Below are 17406 nucleotides of genomic sequence, written 5' to 3' on the forward strand. Positions count from 1 at the left end.
AGCGCAGTGGCTCGCGAAGAATGCAAGGGCGCCGCGTGTATCCAGGCCGCACGCGTCATCGTTGACGTTTTTCGCGGGCAAGCGCGCTCCCACAGAGGGCATTTACTGGATCAAGCCAAACTCTTTGGCCAGCACTTTGTAGTCAGCCACCTGTTTCTTCACGTAGGTGTCCAGCTCCGGGCCGGTCATGGCGAACGGGAACAGCTCGCGCTGGTCACGCAGCTTGGCGAACTCGTCGGAGGCCAGCAGTTTGTCGAACGCATCTTTCCACCAGGCGTAGTCGGCATCGCTGACTTTTGGCCCGAGGTAGAAACCGCGCACCACTGGCCAGACGATGTCGTAGCCTTGCTCTTTGGCCGTCGGAATGTTCTTCATTTCCGGCTCGTCCAGGCGCTCTTCGGAGAACACCGCCAGCAGGCGCATGTCACCGCTGAGGATGTGTGGCATGGAGTCGGAGATGTCGGTACTGCCCACCTGGATGTGACCGCCGAGCAGGGCGGTGGCGATTTCACCGCCGCCTTCGAGGGCCACGTAGCGCAGCTCACGCGGGTTGATCCCGGCGGCCTTGGCGATCAGGGCGGTTTGCATCCAGTCCTGGCTGCCGACGGTGCCGCCGGAACCGATGACGACGCTGCCCGGATCTTTCTTCAGGGCTTTGACCAGATCGTCGAGGGTCTTGTAGGGCGAATCGTTTTTCACTGCGATGGCACCGTAGCTGGTGCCGACCGCTGCCAGCCAACGTACGGCGCTTTCATCGAAACGGCCGAACTTGCCCTGCGCCAGGTTCAGCAGCGAACCGCTGGACCAGGCCACCAGGGTGCCGGCATCCGCAGGGCGCTGCGCGACCACCGCGTTGTAGGCCACCGCGCCGACGCCGCCGGGCATGTAGGTCACGCGCATCGGCTTGCTCAGCAACTTCTCGTTGACCAGCGCGCTTTGCGCCAGTTTGCAGGTCAGGTCGAAGCCACCGCCGGGGGAAGCCGGGGCGATGCATTCCGGGCGCTTGGGTTCTTCGGCGGCCAGCAGTTGGCCGGCGAACAGCATGCAGCCGGCGGCGAGGGCCAATTTACGCAGTGAAGGGGTCATTTTCTATCTCCGTCATTGTTGTTATGAGTGGCTGTTACCAAAGCGCAATGCTGTAGCTGACCAGCACGCGCATTTCATCCGCATCACGGGCTGAATAGTTGGAGCGGTACGTGGCGTTACGCAGGCGCACGGCCACATCCTTGAGCGTGCCGCTCTGCACGACGTATTTGATCTCGCTGTTGCGTTCCCACTCTTTGCCGGTGTCGCCGTTCTTGAGCTGGATGTTGTCACCCGAGATGTAGCGGCTCATGAAGCTCAGGCCGGGAATCCCCAGTTTGGCGAAGTCGTAGTCGTAGCGCGCTTGCCAGGAGCGTTCTTCGGCGCCGGCAAAGTCGTTGATCTGCACGAAGTTGACCAGGTACGGGTCGCTGCCATCCACATACGGAAACGCATTGTCACCGGACATGTGCTGGTAGCCGGCGCTGAGCTTATGGCCATTGAGGGCATAGCTGAACAGGCCGTTGAGGGATTTGTTGTCGATCTTGCCGCCACGGGCGCTACCGGTGTCATCACTGATGGCCAGGCGCAGGTCGGTGGAGAAGGTGCCGGGGCCCATCGGGCGGGCGGCGACCAGGCCGAGGAAGTGCTGGCGGTACACGTCATCGAGCTGGGCGAAGTGGTAGCTGCCGGTGATCTTGTCGGCGAACTTGTAGTCCACGCCACCGAAGTTGAAGTGCTTGCCGGTGGCGCCACTGACGAAGCGGCTGTTTTTGTTGTTGAGGGCGATGTCTTCGTAATTGGTGTCGTCGCGGTCCTTGGCTTTGTCCAGGCGGCCGCCGGTGAACACCAGGTTCTTGAACTCCTTGGAGGTGACCAGGCCGCCGTTGAAGGTTTGCGGCAGGATGCGTCCGTCGTTGGGCTTGAGGATCGGCAGTTCGGGGGCCAATGAGCCGATCTTCAGCTCGGTGGCAGAGATCTTCACTTTACCGGTCAGGCCCAGCTTGGCGTATTCGTTGGCGGCGCGGCCGTCATCATGGGTGGGTAGCAGGCCGGTGCCGGTACGGTCGGGGCTGGAGTCGAGCTTGACGCCGAGCATACCCAACGCGTCCACGCCAAAGCCGACGGTGCCGTCGGTGTAGCCCGATTGCAGGTTGAGCATGAACCCCTGGGCCCATTCGTCGCGTTTGGATTGCTGTGCACTGGTGCCGTCGCGGAAGTCGCGGTTGAAGTACATGTTGCGGGTTTCCAGGGTGCCGCTACTGTCTTCGAAGAAGGCAGCCTGGCTAAGCGGCGAAAAGCCGGCAAGGGCAGCGGCGCTGGCAAGGGCGGTCTGGGTCAGGCGGGAAAAACGCACAGGCGAGAATGCCTGGGGCTGTGTCGACAGCATCGTGGTGTACTCCGTTATTGTTCTTATTTTGGCGAAAACGCTTCGAGGCGTTTTTCGGGCGCTGCGGCTCAGGCAGCTCAGTGGGCAAAGACCACCGTGTCTGGATGCTAAAGGGCGAAGCTTTCACTAACCTTTCAACCACCTTTCAATGTTTTCGGGCTTCACAGGGCAGGTTGCGCCTGTAAACTGCCCGCCAAAGCGTGGCGTCGACCACCCCTGAACGAGGTACAAATCCATGCGTGTCCTGTTGGTTGAAGACCACCTGCAACTCGCCGAAAGTGTTGCCCAGGCGCTCAAGAGCACGGGGTTGACCGTCGACGTGTTGCACGATGGCGTGGCCGCGGACCTGGCCTTGAGCAGCGAGGAATACGCGGCGGCGATCCTCGATGTGGGGCTGCCGCGCATGGACGGTTTCGAGGTGCTCGCACGCTTGCGGGCGCGTGGGAAAAACCTGCCGGTGTTGATGCTGACCGCGCGCAGTGATGTGAAGGACCGCGTGCACGGCCTGAACCTCGGCGCCGACGATTACCTGGCCAAGCCTTTTGAACTGACGGAACTGGAAGCGCGGGTCAAGGCGTTGCTGCGGCGCAGTGTGTTGGGCGGCGAGCGCCAGCAGGCGTGTGGTGTGTTGGTCTATGACCTGGATACCCGGCGCTTTACGGTGGGTGGCGAACTGATGACGTTGACGTCCCGCGAGCAGGCGGTGCTTGAGGCGCTGATTGCACGTCCGGGGCGGGTCATGAGTAAAGAGCAGCTGGCGTCCCAGGTGTTCGGCCTGGACGAAGAAGCCAGCCCCGATGCCATCGAAATCTACGTGCACCGTCTGCGCAAAAAACTCGATGGCCAGCCCATCGCCATCGTGACCTTTCGTGGCCTCGGTTACCTGCTGGAAGCGCGCGATGCATAAACCCAGCAGTTTGCGCTGGCGCCTGTTGTGGAACCTGGCGCTGTTGCTGGTGTTGTTGATGCTCGCCAGCGGCATGAGTGCCTACTGGAACGGGCGCGAGGCCGCCGACACCGCCTACGACCGCACCTTGCTCGCCTCGGCACGGACCATCGCCGCCGGCCTGACCCAGGTCGACGGCACCCTCAGTGCCAACGTGCCGTATGTGGCCTTGGACACGTTTGCCTACGACAGCGCCGGGCGTATTTACTATCAGGTCAATGATATTGATCAGAAGCTGATTTCCGGCTACGAAAACCTTCCCGGCCCGCCACCCGGCACGCCGCGCACCGATGATTACCCAGCATTGGCGCGGTTCTACGACGCCACCTACCTGGGCCAGCCGGTGCGTGTGGTGAGCCTGCTCAAGGCGGTCTCCGAGCCAAACATGAACGGCATGGCGGAGATCCGCGTGGCCGAGACCGACGAAGCCCGTGTGAGCATGGCGCGCAGCCTGATGGCTGATACCTTGCTGCGTTTGGGCATGCTTGCCGTCGGTGCCTTGCTGTTGGTGTGGTTTGCCGTGAGCGCCGCGTTGCGCCCGCTGGAGCGTTTGCGCACCGCCGTGGAAGAGCGCCAACCCGATGACCTGCGGCCGCTGCCGTTGGTGGAAGTGCAGCATGAATTCGGCCCGTTGGTGCGTTCGCTCAATCACTTCACCGAACGCCTGCGTGGCCAGTTCGAGCGCCAGGCACAGTTTATTGCCGACGCGGCCCATGAGCTGCGCACACCGCTGGCGGCGCTCAAGGCGCGCTTGGAGTTGGGCCTGCGTGCCGAAGACCCATCGACCTGGCGCAGCACCCTGGAAAGCGCGGCCCAGGGCACGGATCGCCTGACCCATCTGGCTAATCAGCTGTTGTCGTTGGCGCGTATCGAAAACGGTGCACGGGCGATTGCCGAGGGTGGTGCGCAACTGCTCGATCTCAGCCAATTGGCCCGGGAGCTGGGCATGGCCATGGCGCCGCTGGCCCATGCACGCGGTGTGGCGTTGGCGTTGGAGGCCGATGAGCCGGTGTGGCTGCGCGGCGAGCCGACGCTGTTGAACGAGTTGTTGAGCAACCTGGTGGACAACGCCCTGGCCCATACACCACCGGGTGGCAATGTGATCTTGCGGGTCACGGCGCCGGCGGTGCTGGAAGTGGAGGACGATGGCCCGGGCATCCCGCTGGATGAGCGCGACCGGGTCTTCGAGCGCTTCTACCGCCGTAGCCAGCAGGGCTTGGGCTCTGGCCTGGGGCTGGCGATTGTCGGCGAGATCTGCCGCGCGCACCTGGCGCAGATCAGCCTGCACGATGGCGAACTGGCGGGATTGAAGGTGCGGGTGAGCTTTATCGCCGGTTGATCAGTAGAACATCGAGCGTGCTTCATCCAGCTCGACGCGCAGGGCTTCGCTGTACGGATCGACGCGCAGCTTCTTGAGCGCGGGGAGTGTGGAAACCACCACATCCGCCAAGGGGTGGTCGGTGCCGCGATGGCAATACAGCATGGCGATTTGCACCAGATCGATGTAGTCGAGGCTGGCGGAGTCACGTTCAAGGTTCAGGTATTGCCCCGGCAGGCTGGCCAGCATCTCCGGGAAATCCCAGCCGTGCAGCAGCTTGTCGCCGAGCAGTGGGTGGATGCTGTCGATCACGTGGTTGAGGGCGATCGGGTCCGATAGCAGTTCGTAGTGGTCTTCGGCGTAGGTCAGGATCGGCAGCACACCGATCTGATGCACCAGGCCGCCAAGGGCTGCCTGGTCCGGCTTGAGCTGGCTGTGGCTGCGGCACAATGCATAGCTGACGCCTGCCACTTCGAGGCTGCGGCGCCAGACATCACGCATCTTTTGTTCGACCGTTTCGGAGCGGGCGTGGAAGATCTGTTCCATCACCAGGCCGATGGCCAGGTTGCTGCTGTAGTTGGTGCCCAGCCGGGTGATGGCGGTGTGCAGGTCGGTGACTTCCTGGGTCGCACGCAACAGCGGGCTGTTGACCACTTTGATCAGGCGCGCCGACAGCGCGGTGTCGCGCCCGATCACTTTGCTCAAGTGGCTGATGCTGATTTCCGGGTCTTCAGCGGCCTGGCGAATTTGCAGCGCCACTTCGGGTAATGTCGGCAGAACCAGATCATCGTTGCCGATGGCCGTAATCAAAGCCTGTTGGACTTTTTCCGCCAGCTTGTTCATTCAGAATCTCTAGGGTGTTGCCAAAAGGTACGGCGATTAACGCTGGATCTCTCGATCGCGGTCGAGTGTGTACGGCAGGTCAAGCAGGTGCAGGGCGGGGCCTTCAAGGCTGCCTAGATGCACATCGCCACTATCGGCAGCTTCGGCTTGCAATACGGCCAGAAGTTCAATCGTCTGGTCAGCTTTTGCTGCAATCACCACTTCGCCGATCGAGCTGTTATGGCTGGGCGAAAACAGCGGGGTGCCTGGCTCGGGTGTTTCAGGCGTATCCAGGCGCAAACGGTACAGGCGGCGTTTGAGTTTGCCCAGGTACTGCATGCGCGCGACGATTTCCTGACCGGTGTAGCAGCCTTTCTTGAAGCTGACGCCGCCGATGGCTTGCAGGTTGAGCATCTGCGGGATGAACAGTTCGCGGGTTTGCGCCATGACCTGGCCGATGCCGGCGCGGATCTGGCCCAGCAGCCATTCGTTCAGGTCGGTTTCTTGCGCTTGCGCAGCCAATTGGGCGCGCACGGTGTCGGCGTGCTCGACGGGCACCCAGAGCTCGGCGCGCTCGGGCGAAACCCGAATGGCGATCAAGTGCTCGGTGCGTGCAACGCTGTCGGTCTCGGCTGGCAGTTCAAGGCCGAGGGCGGCCAGTGCCGGATCCGCACCCATCAGGCCGAAACGCACCCAGGCGGCGCTTTCGTCGGTGAGTTTGGATTTGGAGAAGACGGCGTATTTCTTCAAGTCGGCCAGTTGCGGCTCCAGCAGCTCGGTGGCCATGGCCAGCAACACGCCGTCACCTTGCAGCAGGATGCGAAAGCTCGATTGCATGCGCCCTTTTTGCGTGCAGCGCGCGCCGAGGCTGGCCTGGGTATCGCTCAGGTAGTTGAGGTTGCAGGTCAGTTGCCCTTGCAGGAACTTGGCAGCGTCGGAGCCGCGGACGGCGAGAACGCCTTCGTGGGACAGGGGGCAGAAGAAAGCGGAGTCAGCCATGGGTCATCGCAGGTCAAAAAGTCATGGGTGCATCATAGAGGGGCGCCCGGCAAATGGATAGTTTCCGTATGGGGCGACCAAAGCCGACTGTTCGGGTGCGGCCGGGCCTGTATACTTGTCGCCTATTTGAGGAGCGTTCCATGGTCGAAGATGTTGAAATCAATCGCCTCTACTGGCACAGCCGTCGTGGCATGCTGGAATTGGACGTGTTGTTGGTGCCTTTTACCAAAGAGGTTTACGCGACGCTCAATCAAGTGGACCGCGACCTCTATGTGCGGCTGTTGACGTGCGAAGATCAGGACATGTTCGGCTGGTTCATGGAGCGCGCCGAATCTGAAGATCCGGAGCTGCAGCGCATGGTTCGGATGATTCTGGATCGTGTCCAGCCCAAGTAATCACGCCTTTGAATGCCGCTGGCAGGCCTCACGGCTGTTGCTGGCGGCGTATCTCCTTGCCCAGCTGTTCGCACTGGGTGCGCTTTTGTTGCTTGATCTGTCCTATTCCAGCCTTGGTCTGTTGGTGTGCCTGGCGCATGCCGCCTGGGTCTTGCCGCGTCATATCCTGCTGACTCACCGTTCGTCGATTCGTGGCCTGCGCCGCGACGCAGACGGTTGGCACCTGTTCAGCGCCGAGCGGGGTTGGCATAGCGTGCAGTTGCGCCCCGACAGCCTGGCGTTGCCGCTGATCGTGGTGCTGCGCTATCGCGTGCCGGGGCAGTGGTGGGTGCGTTCGATCTGTGTGCCGGGTGATTCGCAGGCAGCCGATGTGCATCGGCGCCTGCGGGTGCGCTTGAAGTTCAGTCGCCGTAGGTGGTTGGCACCAGGATAGTGTCGCGGGCTTCGGGCAGCATCTCGGGGTAGTCGAGGGTGTAGTGCAGGCCGCGGCTTTCCTTGCGTTCCATGGCTGAGCGGATCATCAGCTCCGCGACTTGGGCCAGGTTGCGCAACTCGATCAGGTCGCGGCTGACTTTGTAGTTGCTGTAGAACTCGTCGATCTCATCCAGCAACAGCCGGACCCGGTGCTGCGCGCGTTGCAGGCGCTTGTTGGTACGCACGATCCCTACGTAGTCCCACATGAAGCGCCGCAGCTCGTCCCAGTTGTGGGCGATGATCACGTCTTCGTCCGAATCGGTGACCTGGCTTGCGTCCCAGCGGGGCAGGGCATCCGGCACGGGGATGCGTGGCAGTTGTTCGAGGATGTCCGCCGCCGCCGAGCGGGCGTAGACGAAGCATTCGAGCAGCGAGTTGCTGGCCATGCGATTGGCGCCGTGCAGGCCGGTGAAGCTGGTTTCGCCAATCGCGTACAGGCCGGGCACGTCGGTGCGGCCATTTTGGTCGACCATTACGCCGCCGCAGGTGTAGTGCGCGGCCGGGACGACCGGGATCGGGCCTTTGGTGATGTCGATGTTGAAGGCCAGGCAGCGTTCATAGACGGTGGGGAAGTGGGTCTTGATGAAAGCTTCGGGTTTGTGGCTGATGTCCAGGTACACGCAGTCGATACCCAGGCGCTTCATTTCATGGTCGATGGCGCGGGCGACGATGTCCCGTGGGGCCAGTTCGGCGCGCGGGTCGAAGCGTTGCATGAAGCGTTCGCCGTTCGGCAGTTTCAGGTGTGCACCTTCGCCGCGCAGGGCTTCGGTGATCAGGAAACTCTTGGCCTGCGGGTGGTACAGGCAGGTGGGGTGGAACTGGTTGAATTCCAGGTTCGCCACCCGACAGCCCGAACGCCAGGCCATGGCGATGCCGTCGCCGCAGGCACCGTCAGGGTTGCTGGTGTAGAGGTAGACCTTGGCCGCGCCGCCCGAAGCGAGAATGGTGAAGCGCGCACCGTAGGTGTCGACTTCGCCGCTGCCACGGTTGAGCACGTAGGCGCCGAGGCAGCGATCGCCTTCCAGGCCCAGGCGTTTTTCGGTGATCAGGTCGACGGCGACGCGTTGCTCCAGCAATTCGATGTTGGGGCGCTGGCGGGCTTGGTCGAGCAGGGTCTTGAAGATCGCGGCGCCGGTGGCGTCGGCGGCGTGGATGATGCGACGGTGGCTGTGGCCGCCTTCGCGGGTCAGGTGGAATTCGAAACCGCCGTCATCGCTGCCCGCGTGTTCATCGCGGGTGAACGGCACGCCCTGGTCGATCAGCCATTGGATCGCCTCGCGGCTGTGCTCCACGGTGAAGCGCACCGCGTCTTCATGACACAGGCCGCCGCCGGCGTTGAGGGTGTCTTCGACGTGGGATTGCACCGTGTCGGTGTCATCCAGCACGGCAGCGACGCCGCCCTGGGCCCAGAATGTCGAGCCGTTGGCCAGGTCGCCCTTGCTCAGGACCGCAATGCGCAGATGGCTGGGGAGGGTCAGCGCCAGACTCAAGCCGGCCGCGCCGCTACCGATCACCAGGACATCGTGTTGAAACTGTTGGCTCATTAGAAGGATTCCGCAAAAAGCGATCCAAGGGGCAGGCGCAGACAGGACGCCTGGATCGGCGAATCAAAGGGACACACGGGCTACTAGTATATAGAGGGGGGGAGCGGCACAATAGCCGGGCATTCGTGGCAATGTGAGATTACGGTGCACGGCTCGGGTAGAATCAGCTGGTTATTGAAGCGGGAACTTTTTGCATAAGCCTCGACTCAATAGCAGGTTGCCCGAAAGCTGGGAAAACGTTGAGTTTATTGGCCCGTCGGGAGCATTGGACGCGTCAGAAAACCGGCGACAAGATTATTCGCGCAGCCGGCGTTGCCCGTGCTGCGTTTTTCGTGTGTGCCAAATCAGTGCGTGCCGGAAACTTGCTTGAAGGGGGAGAACTTTTGCGAAAAGACCGAGTCTATGTTTGCAAGCCTGATCGTTTAGTTATGCAAGCCTCCTTCAAGTACAACGAGGAGTGTTCATGCTAACCCAGGAAGAGGATCAGCAGCTGGTCGAGCGCGTTCAACGCGGCGACAAGCGAGCTTTTGATCTGCTAGTGCTGAAATACCAGCACAAAATTCTCGGGTTGATCGTGCGGTTTGTGCACGACACCCATGAAGCGCAGGACGTTGCACAGGAAGCCTTTATCAAGGCGTACCGTGCACTAGGCAATTTCCGCGGCGACAGTGCGTTTTACACGTGGCTGTACCGCATCGCCATCAACACGGCGAAGAACTATCTGGTCTCTCGCGGACGCCGCCCACCGGATAGTGATGTTAGTTCAGAAGATGCTGAATTTTACGATGGTGATCACGGCCTCAAAGATCTCGAGTCGCCGGAGCGTGCATTGCTGCGCGACGAGATCGAAGGCACCGTTCATCGCACCATTCAGCAACTGCCAGAAGATTTGCGTACGGCGTTAACTTTACGTGAATTCGATGGTCTGAGTTACGAAGACATTGCGAGCGTCATGCAGTGTCCGGTGGGGACTGTAAGGTCACGGATTTTCCGGGCCCGGGAAGCCATCGATAAAGCCTTGCAACCGTTGTTGCAAGAGAACTAAAGACAGCGGCGACAGCCAAGAGAGGAACCGCCATGAGTCGTGATGCCCTGCAGGAATCGCTGTCCGCAGTGATGGATAACGAAGCGGATGAACTGGAACTTCGTCGAGTGCTCAACGCATTTGATGACGCCGAAACCCGTGATACCTGGTCTCGTTACCAAGTCGCTCGGGCGGTGATGCACAAGGATCTTCTAATCCCTCGTCTGGATATTGCTGCGGCCGTTTCTGCCGCTCTGGCTGATGAAGCCGTTCCGGCAAAAGCTGCTCGTGGTCCATGGCGTAGCCTGGGTCGCCTGGCAGTCGCTGCCTCGGTGACTGTTGCAGTGCTGGCGGGTGTTCGCCTGTACAACCAGGACGAAATCGCCGGTGCCGAACTGGCTCAGCAGACCCAGCAGCCGGTCATGGCCGGTCCGCAAGTCAAAGGCCCAGCGGTATTGGCCGGTTACAAGGAAAGCTCTGACACCACCGGCCCGATGGCCAATGGTGTACTGCAAGGCCAATCCGGCTGGCAGGACCAGCGTCTTCCAGGCTACCTGCGCCAACACGCACAGGAATCGGCTCTGAAAGGCACTGAAAGCGCGCTGCCTTATGCTCGCGCCGCAAGCCTGGAAAACCGCTGATTCGTAAGGAGCTCTATGCGCGCCATACCGCTCCTTACGCTTTTGCTCAGCAGTTGGTTTGCACTCCCCGCCCACGCCGATGAAGCCCAAGACTGGCTGACTCGACTTGGGCGTGCAGAGCAGCAGCAAAGCTTTCAAGGTACGTTCGTCTACGAGCGTAACGGCAGTTTTTCCACCCATGACATCTGGCATCGTGTCCAGGATGGCCAGGTCCGTGAGCGGCTCTTGCAGCTCGATGGCTCTGCCCAGGAAGTCGTGCGGTTGGACGGCCGTACTCAGTGTGTCAGCGGCACCCTTGTCGCAGGCCTTGGAAATTCGCGTGATGCACCGTCACGTGCGCTTGATCCGCAAAGACTCAATGAATTCTATGAGCTGGCCGTCATCGGCAAGTCCCGCGTGGCCGGTCGTAATGCAGTGATCGTCTCGATCACGCCCCGTGACCAATATCGTTACGGCTTCGAGCTGCACCTGGACCGTGATACCGCCTTGCCACTCAAGTCCCTGCTGCTCAATGACCAGGGGCAGTTGCTGGAGCGTTTTCAGTTCACGCGTTTAAATACGTCGACCGTGCCGGGTGATCGTGATTTGCAACCCAGCAGCGAATGCACGCCTATCGCCGCAGCTGGCGCTAGCGCGCCGCAAGTCCCGACCACCGAGAACTGGCATATGGAATGGTTGCCGCCGGGGTTTCAACTGACCAATAGCGCAGCGCGCACCGATACCCAGACGAAAGCAACGGTCGATAGCCTGATGTATGAAGACGGGCTGGCGCGCTTCTCGGTATTTCTTGAGCCGATCAACGATGCAAGCGTCACTGAAACCCGCACCCAATTGGGGCCTACAGTCGCCGTCTCGCGGCGCCTGAACACGGTGGACGGAGAGATGATGGTGACGGTTGTCGGCGAAATTCCGATCGGTACTGCTGAACGCATCGCACTGTCGGTGCGCGGCGAAAAAAAGACCGCCGCCCAGCCGTGAGTTGTTAATCCTATGTTCATCCTGAGCTTTCAATGTTAAGCCCATGCCGGGTCGGTTGCCGAGAGCATGAAATGAATGGATCAGCATTTTCACTTGCAAAAATCCCCCATGTTTTTTATAGGTCAGGGCTTGTCGGCTCTGGCCTTGCTTTGTTCGCGGAACAAAAATGTCGGTCGCAGTTTTCGGCGTTTCTTGAACCCTGTCGCTCAACCCTGCTCGTCGTAACGGGAGCTGTATGTCGATACCACGTTTGAAGTCTTATCTATCCATAGTCGCCACGGTATTGGTGCTGGGTCAGGCCTTGCCTGCGCAAGCGGCCGAGTTGCCTGACTTCACCCAACTGGTTGAGCAGGCCTCGCCTGCGGTGGTGAACATCAGTACCACGCAGAAACTGCCGGACCGCAAAGTCTCCAATCAGCAGATGCCGGACCTGGAAGGCCTGCCGCCGATGCTGCGCGAGTTCTTCGAGCGCGGCATGCCGCAACAGCGTTCGCCCCGCGGTGGCGGTGGCCAGCGTGAGGCGCAGTCCCTGGGCTCGGGCTTCATCATCTCGCCGGATGGTTACATCCTCACCAACAACCACGTGATTGCCGATGCCGACGAGATCCTCGTGCGCCTGGCGGATCGCAGTGAGCTGAAAGCCAAGCTGGTGGGTACTGACCCGCGCTCCGACGTGGCCTTGCTGAAGATCGATGGCAAGGACCTGCCGGTTCTCAAGCTGGGTAAATCCCAGGACTTGAAAGCCGGGCAGTGGGTTGTCGCCATCGGTTCGCCGTTCGGCTTTGACCACACCGTGACCCAAGGCATCGTCAGCGCCATTGGGCGTAGCCTGCCGAACGAGAACTATGTGCCGTTCATCCAGACCGACGTGCCGATCAACCCGGGCAACTCCGGTGGTCCGCTGTTCAACCTGGCCGGCGAAGTGGTGGGGATCAACTCGCAGATCTACACCCGTTCCGGTGGTTTCATGGGCGTATCGTTCGCCATCCCGATCGACGTGGCCATGGACGTTTCCAATCAGCTCAAGAGCGGTGGCAAGGTCAGCCGTGGCTGGTTGGGCGTGGTGATCCAGGAAGTGAACAAGGATCTGGCTGAGTCCTTCGGCCTCGACAAGCCGGCCGGTGCCCTGGTCGCGCAGATTCAGGACGGTGGCCCGGCAGCCAAGGGCGGCCTGCAAGTCGGCGACGTGATTCTGAGCATGAATGGCCAGCCAATTGTCATGTCGGCCGACCTGCCACATCTGGTCGGCGCGCTCAAGGCTGGCGCCAAGGCCAAGCTGGAAGTGATTCGTGAAGGCAAGCGCCAGACCGTTGAACTGACCGTCGGTGCCATCCCCGAAGAGGGCGCCACCCTCGATGCCCTGGGCAACGCCAAGCCTGGTGCCGAGCGCAGCAGCAACCGCCTGGGTATTGCTGTGGTCGAGATGACCGACGAGCAGAAGAAAAGCTTCGACCTCAAGAGCGGCGTGGTGATCAAGGAAGTGCAGGACGGTCCTGCGGCACTGATCGGCCTGCAACCGGGCGACGTCATTACTCACCTGAACAACCAGGCCATTGAAACCACCAAGCAATTCACCGACATCGCCAAGGCGTTGCCGAAGAATCGTTCGGTGTCCATGCGTGTGTTGCGCCAGGGGCGTGCCAGCTTCATTACCTTCAAGCTGGCCGAATAATCCGCTAGCTCAATAAAAAGCCCCGCCCTCGGTTGACGAGGGCGGGGCTTTTTTGTGGGCGATGGGGGGTTAGCTCATCATCCCCTTCACCAGGCGTTCCTGTTCGATCAGTTCACGCTGGCGCGCATCGATGCGTGACGATAACGGGAAATTGCTGCCCGCCCTGCGCTTGGCGAAGTCCAACTGCTGGATGGCCTGCTGGAAGTCGCCCACCAGCGCAAAGTACTCGGCGCGTGCCTGGTGCAGGCCAATGATGTTGCCAGACAAGCCGCGCGTTTCGGCGACCTGATACCAAACATCGGGATCGTCGGGGCGGGACTTGAGCAAACCGTCCAAGGCTTTCTCTGCATCGGCGGTACGGTTCTGTTTCAGCAGAAGGTCCACGCGCACCTGATTCAACGGATAGTTGCCGGGATATTGCGTGAGCATCCGATCCGTACGCTGTTGCGCATCCGGCAGGCGGTTGTTGTCGATGTCCAGTTGGACTTGAGCCAGGTTGTAGGTGATGTCGTTGGGCGCCTTGGCCAGCAAGGGGGCGAGGTTCTCCCGCGCTTCCTTGAACTGGGAGCCTTTGATCTGCGCGATGGCCAAGCCATAACGCGCCACATCGTTTTTCGGGTTCTCGTCCAATTGCGCCTGGAAACGCTTGGCCGCAAGACCAGGTGTGTCTTCGTATTGCAACTGCACCCGTGCGCGAATCAGTTGATAGCGCAGGCTGTCTTCCTTGCCGCCGGATTTGGCTTGCTCGGCGCGGTTGCGGGTGTCGGCGATCCGCGATTCGGTCACCGGGTGCGTCAGCAAGAATTCCGGTGGCTTGGCGTCGAAGCGGTATTGGCGCATCAGGCGTTCGAACATGGTCGGCATGGAGCGCGGGTCGTAACCGGCTTTTTCCAGGTTGAGGATGCCGATGCGATCGGCTTCTTGCTCGTTCTGGCGCGAGAAGCGGCGCTGTTCCTGGATGGCAGCGGCCTGGGTGCCGGCAATCGCGGCAATGCCGGCGTCACCTGCACCTGCGGCAGCGGCAATGATGCCGCCGAGCAGGGCGGCCATCATCGGGATCTGCATGCGCTGCTGCGCTTCCACGCCGCGTGCGAAGTGGCGTTGGGACAGGTGAGCCAATTCGTGGGCCAGTACCGAGGCGTATTCGCCCTCGGTCTGCGCATTGAGGAACAGGCCGCCGTTGACCCCGACGATCCCGCCAGGTGCGGCAAAGGCGTTGAGTTGCGGGCTGTTGATCAGGATGAACTCCAGGCGCCGGTCATTGACCTGGCTGGTCTCCACCAGTTTGTACACGCTGGTTTCGACATAATCCTTGAGTTGCGGATCATTCAGTTGCGAGACCTGGCCCCGCAAGTAGGCCAGCCAGGCACGGCCCAGCTGGTATTCCTGTTGTGGCGAGACAATGGCAGAACTGGCGTCGCCAAGTGACGGCAGGTCGTCAGCGAAGCCTGGGGAGGCCAGCAGGCAAGCCAGCGTCAGCAGGGTGGGGCGCAAAAAAGTCATGCACAGAGCCTTTCGACAAAGAGCTTACTGTAGCCGGACACTGAGCTTCGGACCAGATATTCTAAGCAGCTCAAACCCGTGCCCGGAGTAAAACCATGACCGACGCTGTAGCCTTTGATGCCGAACTCGATGCCAGCGGCCTCAATTGCCCGCTGCCTTTGCTCAAGGCCAAGCTGGAGCTCAATCGATTGGCCAGCGGCGCGGTGCTCAAGGTAATCGCCACGGATGCAGGCTCCCAGCGTGATTTCCGGACGTTTGCCAAACTGGCGGGTCACACCCTGCTGCACGAAGAGGACGCCGCCGGTGTGTACCGTTACTGGTTGCGCAAGGCCTGAACCGTTCGCCCCCACCACCTGAGGTCTATTGATGTTCAAAGTGTTACGAGACTGGATTCAGCGCTACTTCTCCGATGAGGAAGCGGTAGTGCTGGCCGTCCTGCTGTTCCTGGCCTTTACGGCGGTGCTCACTTTGGGTGGCATGCTGGCGCCGGTCCTGGCGGGGATGGTGCTGGCCTACCTGATGCAGGGTCTGGTCACAACCCTTGAGCGGTTGCGCTTGCCGGGCGGTGTGGCGGTGGGGTTGGTATTTGCCTTGTTCATGGGGCTGCTGGTGCTGTTTATCGTGGTGGTGTTGCCGTTGCTGTGGCATCAGTTGATCACCCTGTTCAACGAGCTGCCGGGCATGCTTGCCAAATGGCAGTCGTTGTTGCTGCTGTTGCCGGAGCGTTATCCCCATCTGGTGTCGGACGAGCAGGTGTTGCAGGCCATCGAAGTGGCGCGCGGCGAGATCGGAAAGTTCGGCCAGTGGGCGCTGACGTTTTCCCTGTCCAGCTTGCCGTTGTTGGTCAACATCATGATCTACCTGGTTCTTGTGCCGATCCTGGTGTTTTTCTTCCTCAAGGACCGCGCCATGATCGGCCGCTGGGTGCGCGGTTATCTGCCGCGCGAGCGGGCGCTGATCACGCGGGTGGCCGAGGAGATGAACCGACAGATCGCCAATTACATCCGTGGCAAGGTCATCGAGATCATTATTTGCGGCGGCGTGACCTACATCGCCTTTATCGCCCTGGACCTGAACTACGCGGCGCTGCTGGCATTGTTGGTGGGGGTCTCGGTGGTTGTCCCTTATGTCGGCGCCGTGGTGGTGACGGTGCCGGTGACGCTGATCGCGCTGTTCCAATGGGGGTGGAGTGATCAGTTCATCTACCTGATGGCGGTCTACGGGATCATCCAGACCCTGGATGGCAACGTGCTTGTGCCGCTGCTGTTTTCGGAGGCGGTCAACCTGCACCCGGTGGCGATCATCTGCGCGGTGCTGTTGTTCGGCGGGTTGTGGGGATTCTGGGGAGTGTTTTTTGCGATTCCCCTGGCGACGCTGTTCAAGGCGGTGCTGGATGCCTGGCCTCGGCAAGAACCCGTGGTAGCGCCACTGTTGTAACGGGCTGCTGTAGTGAGCGGGCTTGCCCCGCGCTGGGTGGCGAAGCCGCCCTAAACGGTACGCCGCGGTGTTTCAGGAAGACCGCGGTGCCTGGATTTGGGGCGGCTTCGCCACCCAGCGCGGGGCAAGCCCGCTCACTACAGTCATGCTTTGTTCAAGGATTGTGCTGCGGCCAACACGGCATCCACATGCCCAGGCACCTTCACTCCACGCCATTCCTGGCGCAGTACGCCATCCTTGTCGATAAGGAACGTGCTGCGATCCACGCCCAGGTATTCCTTGCCATACAGCTTCTTCAGCTTGATCACATCAAACAGCTGGCAGACCGTTTCGTCCTTGTCGCTGATCAGCTCGAAGGGGAATTCCTGCTTGGCCTTGAAGTTCTCGTGGGACTTCACGCTGTCGCGCGACACCCCGAACACTTCGGTGTTGGCCGCCTTGAACGCTGCGTAGTGGTCACGGAACCCTTGGCCTTCGGTGGTGCAGCCGGGGGTGCTGTCCTTGGGGTAGAAGTAGATCACCACTTGCTTGCCCTTGAGGGCGGCGAGGCTGAAGGTCTGGCCGCTGGTGGCCTGAGCTTCGAAATCGGCTACGGGTGTGTCGATGACAACCGGCATGGGGCGTTCCTTACATAGGGTTCTGTGGGCGCCATGGCTCGATCAATGCGTCGAGGTTCAGGGCATCGGCGAAGTCCAGGAACTGGTCGCGCAACCAGCTGATCTGTACACCAGCCGGCAAGGTCACGGTAAACGTGGCGTTGAGCATGGTGCCGCCGGTTTGTGGCGCCTGGTAGGTGTCGCAGGTCAGGTTCTCCAGCTCGACGTTGTGGTCGATAAAGAACTGGCACAGCTCGTTGACGATGTCCGAACGGTACGCCGAGCTGACATACGCCACATAGGGCAAGGCCTGCGGACGGTTTTCCAGGGCGGCGCTGCGCACCACGTTGACGGTGAAGTTGTGTTTCTTGGCCAGGCCGGGCAGGCCGGTTTCCAGGCGCGCCAGGGCGTCCCAGGAGCCGGAAATCTGCAGGACCAGCGCGCTGCACTCGCCGTGGCGGGTCAGGCGGGAGGTCACGACGGCGCAGCGGTTCTCATGGCTGGCGCGGCACAGGACGTTGGTCAGCTCCATGGGGTTGGCGCCGAGGGCACTGATAACAAGGAATTGTTCGCGAACTGTGGGGGTGGACATGCAGCCTTCCTAAAGCGATGAGCGGTCGATACCGCGTGGGCTGTATCGATCA

Annotated in this window: 18 protein-coding genes; 10 read left to right on the forward strand and 8 right to left on the reverse strand. The window is 61.1% G+C overall.

All coding sequences use genetic code 11. From position 1 onward, the window contains the following. Positions 1–102: 102 nt before the first annotated feature. Positions 103–1086, reverse strand: coding sequence for a Bug family tripartite tricarboxylate transporter substrate binding protein (locus OPU96_RS14500; RefSeq protein WP_192299171.1), 984 nt, complete (start codon positions 1084–1086; stop codon positions 103–105). Positions 1087–1120: 34 nt separating this feature from the next. After that, on the reverse strand, positions 1121–2413 hold the full coding sequence (locus tag OPU96_RS14505; protein ID WP_192299170.1) for an OprD family porin: 1293 nt from the start codon (positions 2411–2413) through the stop codon (positions 1121–1123). A gap of 235 nt (positions 2414–2648) precedes the next feature. Here OPU96_RS14505 and OPU96_RS14510 point away from each other — a divergent pair, with 235 nt between their 5' ends. Beyond that, on the forward strand, positions 2649–3320 hold the full coding sequence (locus OPU96_RS14510) for a response regulator (RefSeq protein WP_010212220.1): 672 nt from the start codon (positions 2649–2651) through the stop codon (positions 3318–3320). Beyond that, entirely contained in the window at positions 3313–4698 is a 1386-nt protein-coding gene (locus OPU96_RS14515) for a sensor histidine kinase (RefSeq protein ID WP_226455270.1), read from the forward strand. The genes OPU96_RS14510 and OPU96_RS14515 overlap by 8 nt, the downstream gene beginning before the upstream one ends. Here the strand turns inward: OPU96_RS14515 and OPU96_RS14520 are convergent, their stop codons facing one another. Together OPU96_RS14520 and ygfZ are read right to left on the reverse strand one after the other, a co-directional pair. Continuing rightward, on the reverse strand, positions 4699–5520 hold the full coding sequence (locus OPU96_RS14520) for an HDOD domain-containing protein (RefSeq protein ID WP_226455271.1): 822 nt from the start codon (positions 5518–5520) through the stop codon (positions 4699–4701). A gap of 36 nt (positions 5521–5556) precedes the next feature. Then, a complete protein-coding gene (gene ygfZ / locus OPU96_RS14525; RefSeq protein ID WP_226455272.1) occupies positions 5557–6498 on the reverse strand; it encodes a CAF17-like 4Fe-4S cluster assembly/insertion protein YgfZ in 942 nt (313 codons plus the stop codon). 140 nt (positions 6499–6638) lie between these two features. Here ygfZ and OPU96_RS14530 point away from each other — a divergent pair, with 140 nt between their 5' ends. Both OPU96_RS14530 and OPU96_RS14535 read left to right on the forward strand, forming a co-directional pair. After that, entirely contained in the window at positions 6639–6893 is a 255-nt protein-coding gene (locus OPU96_RS14530) for an FAD assembly factor SdhE (RefSeq protein WP_014717362.1), read from the forward strand. After that, entirely contained in the window at positions 6877–7326 is a 450-nt protein-coding gene (locus OPU96_RS14535; RefSeq protein WP_192299166.1) for a hypothetical protein, read from the forward strand. The genes OPU96_RS14530 and OPU96_RS14535 overlap by 17 nt, the downstream gene beginning before the upstream one ends. Here the strand turns inward: OPU96_RS14535 and nadB are convergent. Then, positions 7295–8911: an L-aspartate oxidase gene (gene nadB, locus OPU96_RS14540; RefSeq protein ID WP_226455274.1), complete on the reverse strand. Its 1617-nt coding sequence runs from the start codon at positions 8909–8911 to the stop codon at positions 7295–7297. The genes OPU96_RS14535 and nadB overlap by 32 nt on opposite strands. A gap of 463 nt (positions 8912–9374) precedes the next feature. Here nadB and rpoE point away from each other — a divergent pair, with 463 nt between their 5' ends. The 4 genes from rpoE (at position 9375) to OPU96_RS14560 (ending at position 13226) form a co-directional block, all read left to right on the forward strand. Then, a complete protein-coding gene (rpoE, locus tag OPU96_RS14545; protein WP_003172477.1) occupies positions 9375–9956 on the forward strand; it encodes an RNA polymerase sigma factor RpoE/AlgU in 582 nt (193 codons plus the stop codon). 32 nt (positions 9957–9988) lie between these two features. Beyond that, complete coding sequence (locus OPU96_RS14550; protein ID WP_003172479.1) at positions 9989–10576, forward strand: sigma-E factor negative regulatory protein; 588 nt, start codon at positions 9989–9991, stop codon at positions 10574–10576. A gap of 15 nt (positions 10577–10591) precedes the next feature. Beyond that, positions 10592–11554: a MucB/RseB C-terminal domain-containing protein gene (locus OPU96_RS14555; RefSeq protein ID WP_498559278.1), complete on the forward strand. Its 963-nt coding sequence runs from the start codon at positions 10592–10594 to the stop codon at positions 11552–11554. Positions 11555–11789: 235 nt separating this feature from the next. Beyond that, complete coding sequence (locus OPU96_RS14560; protein ID WP_192299159.1) at positions 11790–13226, forward strand: DegQ family serine endoprotease; 1437 nt, start codon at positions 11790–11792, stop codon at positions 13224–13226. 69 nt (positions 13227–13295) lie between these two features. On the opposite strand, the gene OPU96_RS14565 is transcribed toward OPU96_RS14560, so the two are convergent. Next, positions 13296–14729: a M48 family metalloprotease gene (locus OPU96_RS14565; RefSeq protein WP_192299158.1), complete on the reverse strand. Its 1434-nt coding sequence runs from the start codon at positions 14727–14729 to the stop codon at positions 13296–13298. A gap of 95 nt (positions 14730–14824) precedes the next feature. On the opposite strand from OPU96_RS14565, the gene OPU96_RS14570 reads away from it, so the two are divergent. Together OPU96_RS14570 and OPU96_RS14575 are read left to right on the forward strand one after the other, a co-directional pair. Continuing rightward, entirely contained in the window at positions 14825–15064 is a 240-nt protein-coding gene (locus OPU96_RS14570; protein ID WP_010212198.1) for a sulfurtransferase TusA family protein, read from the forward strand. Positions 15065–15095: 31 nt separating this feature from the next. Further along, on the forward strand, positions 15096–16166 hold the full coding sequence (locus OPU96_RS14575; protein WP_192299157.1) for an AI-2E family transporter: 1071 nt from the start codon (positions 15096–15098) through the stop codon (positions 16164–16166). Between the two features lie 143 nt (positions 16167–16309). Here OPU96_RS14575 and OPU96_RS14580 read toward each other — a convergent pair whose 3' ends face one another. Next, a complete protein-coding gene (locus OPU96_RS14580) occupies positions 16310–16783 on the reverse strand; it encodes a peroxiredoxin (protein WP_498559279.1) in 474 nt (157 codons plus the stop codon). A 10-nt stretch (positions 16784–16793) separates the two neighbouring features. Further along, on the reverse strand, positions 16794–17354 hold the full coding sequence (locus OPU96_RS14585; protein ID WP_017137336.1) for a glycine cleavage system transcriptional repressor: 561 nt from the start codon (positions 17352–17354) through the stop codon (positions 16794–16796). Positions 17355–17406: the final 52 nt, after the last annotated feature.

The organism is Pseudomonas sp. RP-B7, from assembly GCF_059803535.1.

What these genes read in the sequence shown, in the direction of transcription:
- rpoE (WP_003172477.1), top strand. Translation starts at nt 9,375, where the DNA reads ATGCTAACCCAGGAAGAGGATCAGCAGCTGGTCGAGCGCGTTCAACGC.
- OPU96_RS14570 (WP_010212198.1), top strand. Translation starts at nt 14,825, where the DNA reads ATGACCGACGCTGTAGCCTTTGATGCCGAACTCGATGCCAGCGGCCTC.
- OPU96_RS14520 (WP_226455271.1), bottom strand. Translation starts at nt 5,520, where the DNA reads ATGAACAAGCTGGCGGAAAAAGTCCAACAGGCTTTGATTACGGCCATC.
- OPU96_RS14585 (WP_017137336.1), bottom strand. Translation starts at nt 17,354, where the DNA reads ATGTCCACCCCCACAGTTCGCGAACAATTCCTTGTTATCAGTGCCCTC.
- OPU96_RS14515 (WP_226455270.1), top strand. Translation starts at nt 3,313, where the DNA reads ATGCATAAACCCAGCAGTTTGCGCTGGCGCCTGTTGTGGAACCTGGCG.
- OPU96_RS14560 (WP_192299159.1), top strand. Translation starts at nt 11,790, where the DNA reads ATGTCGATACCACGTTTGAAGTCTTATCTATCCATAGTCGCCACGGTA.
- OPU96_RS14580 (WP_498559279.1), bottom strand. Translation starts at nt 16,783, where the DNA reads ATGCCGGTTGTCATCGACACACCCGTAGCCGATTTCGAAGCTCAGGCC.
- OPU96_RS14505 (WP_192299170.1), bottom strand. Translation starts at nt 2,413, where the DNA reads ATGCTGTCGACACAGCCCCAGGCATTCTCGCCTGTGCGTTTTTCCCGC.
- OPU96_RS14565 (WP_192299158.1), bottom strand. Translation starts at nt 14,729, where the DNA reads ATGACTTTTTTGCGCCCCACCCTGCTGACGCTGGCTTGCCTGCTGGCC.
- nadB (WP_226455274.1), bottom strand. Translation starts at nt 8,911, where the DNA reads ATGAGCCAACAGTTTCAACACGATGTCCTGGTGATCGGTAGCGGCGCG.
- OPU96_RS14500 (WP_192299171.1), bottom strand. Translation starts at nt 1,086, where the DNA reads ATGACCCCTTCACTGCGTAAATTGGCCCTCGCCGCCGGCTGCATGCTG.
- ygfZ (WP_226455272.1), bottom strand. Translation starts at nt 6,498, where the DNA reads ATGGCTGACTCCGCTTTCTTCTGCCCCCTGTCCCACGAAGGCGTTCTC.
- OPU96_RS14555 (WP_498559278.1), top strand. Translation starts at nt 10,592, where the DNA reads ATGCGCGCCATACCGCTCCTTACGCTTTTGCTCAGCAGTTGGTTTGCA.
- OPU96_RS14510 (WP_010212220.1), top strand. Translation starts at nt 2,649, where the DNA reads ATGCGTGTCCTGTTGGTTGAAGACCACCTGCAACTCGCCGAAAGTGTT.
- OPU96_RS14550 (WP_003172479.1), top strand. Translation starts at nt 9,989, where the DNA reads ATGAGTCGTGATGCCCTGCAGGAATCGCTGTCCGCAGTGATGGATAAC.
- OPU96_RS14530 (WP_014717362.1), top strand. Translation starts at nt 6,639, where the DNA reads ATGGTCGAAGATGTTGAAATCAATCGCCTCTACTGGCACAGCCGTCGT.
- OPU96_RS14575 (WP_192299157.1), top strand. Translation starts at nt 15,096, where the DNA reads ATGTTCAAAGTGTTACGAGACTGGATTCAGCGCTACTTCTCCGATGAG.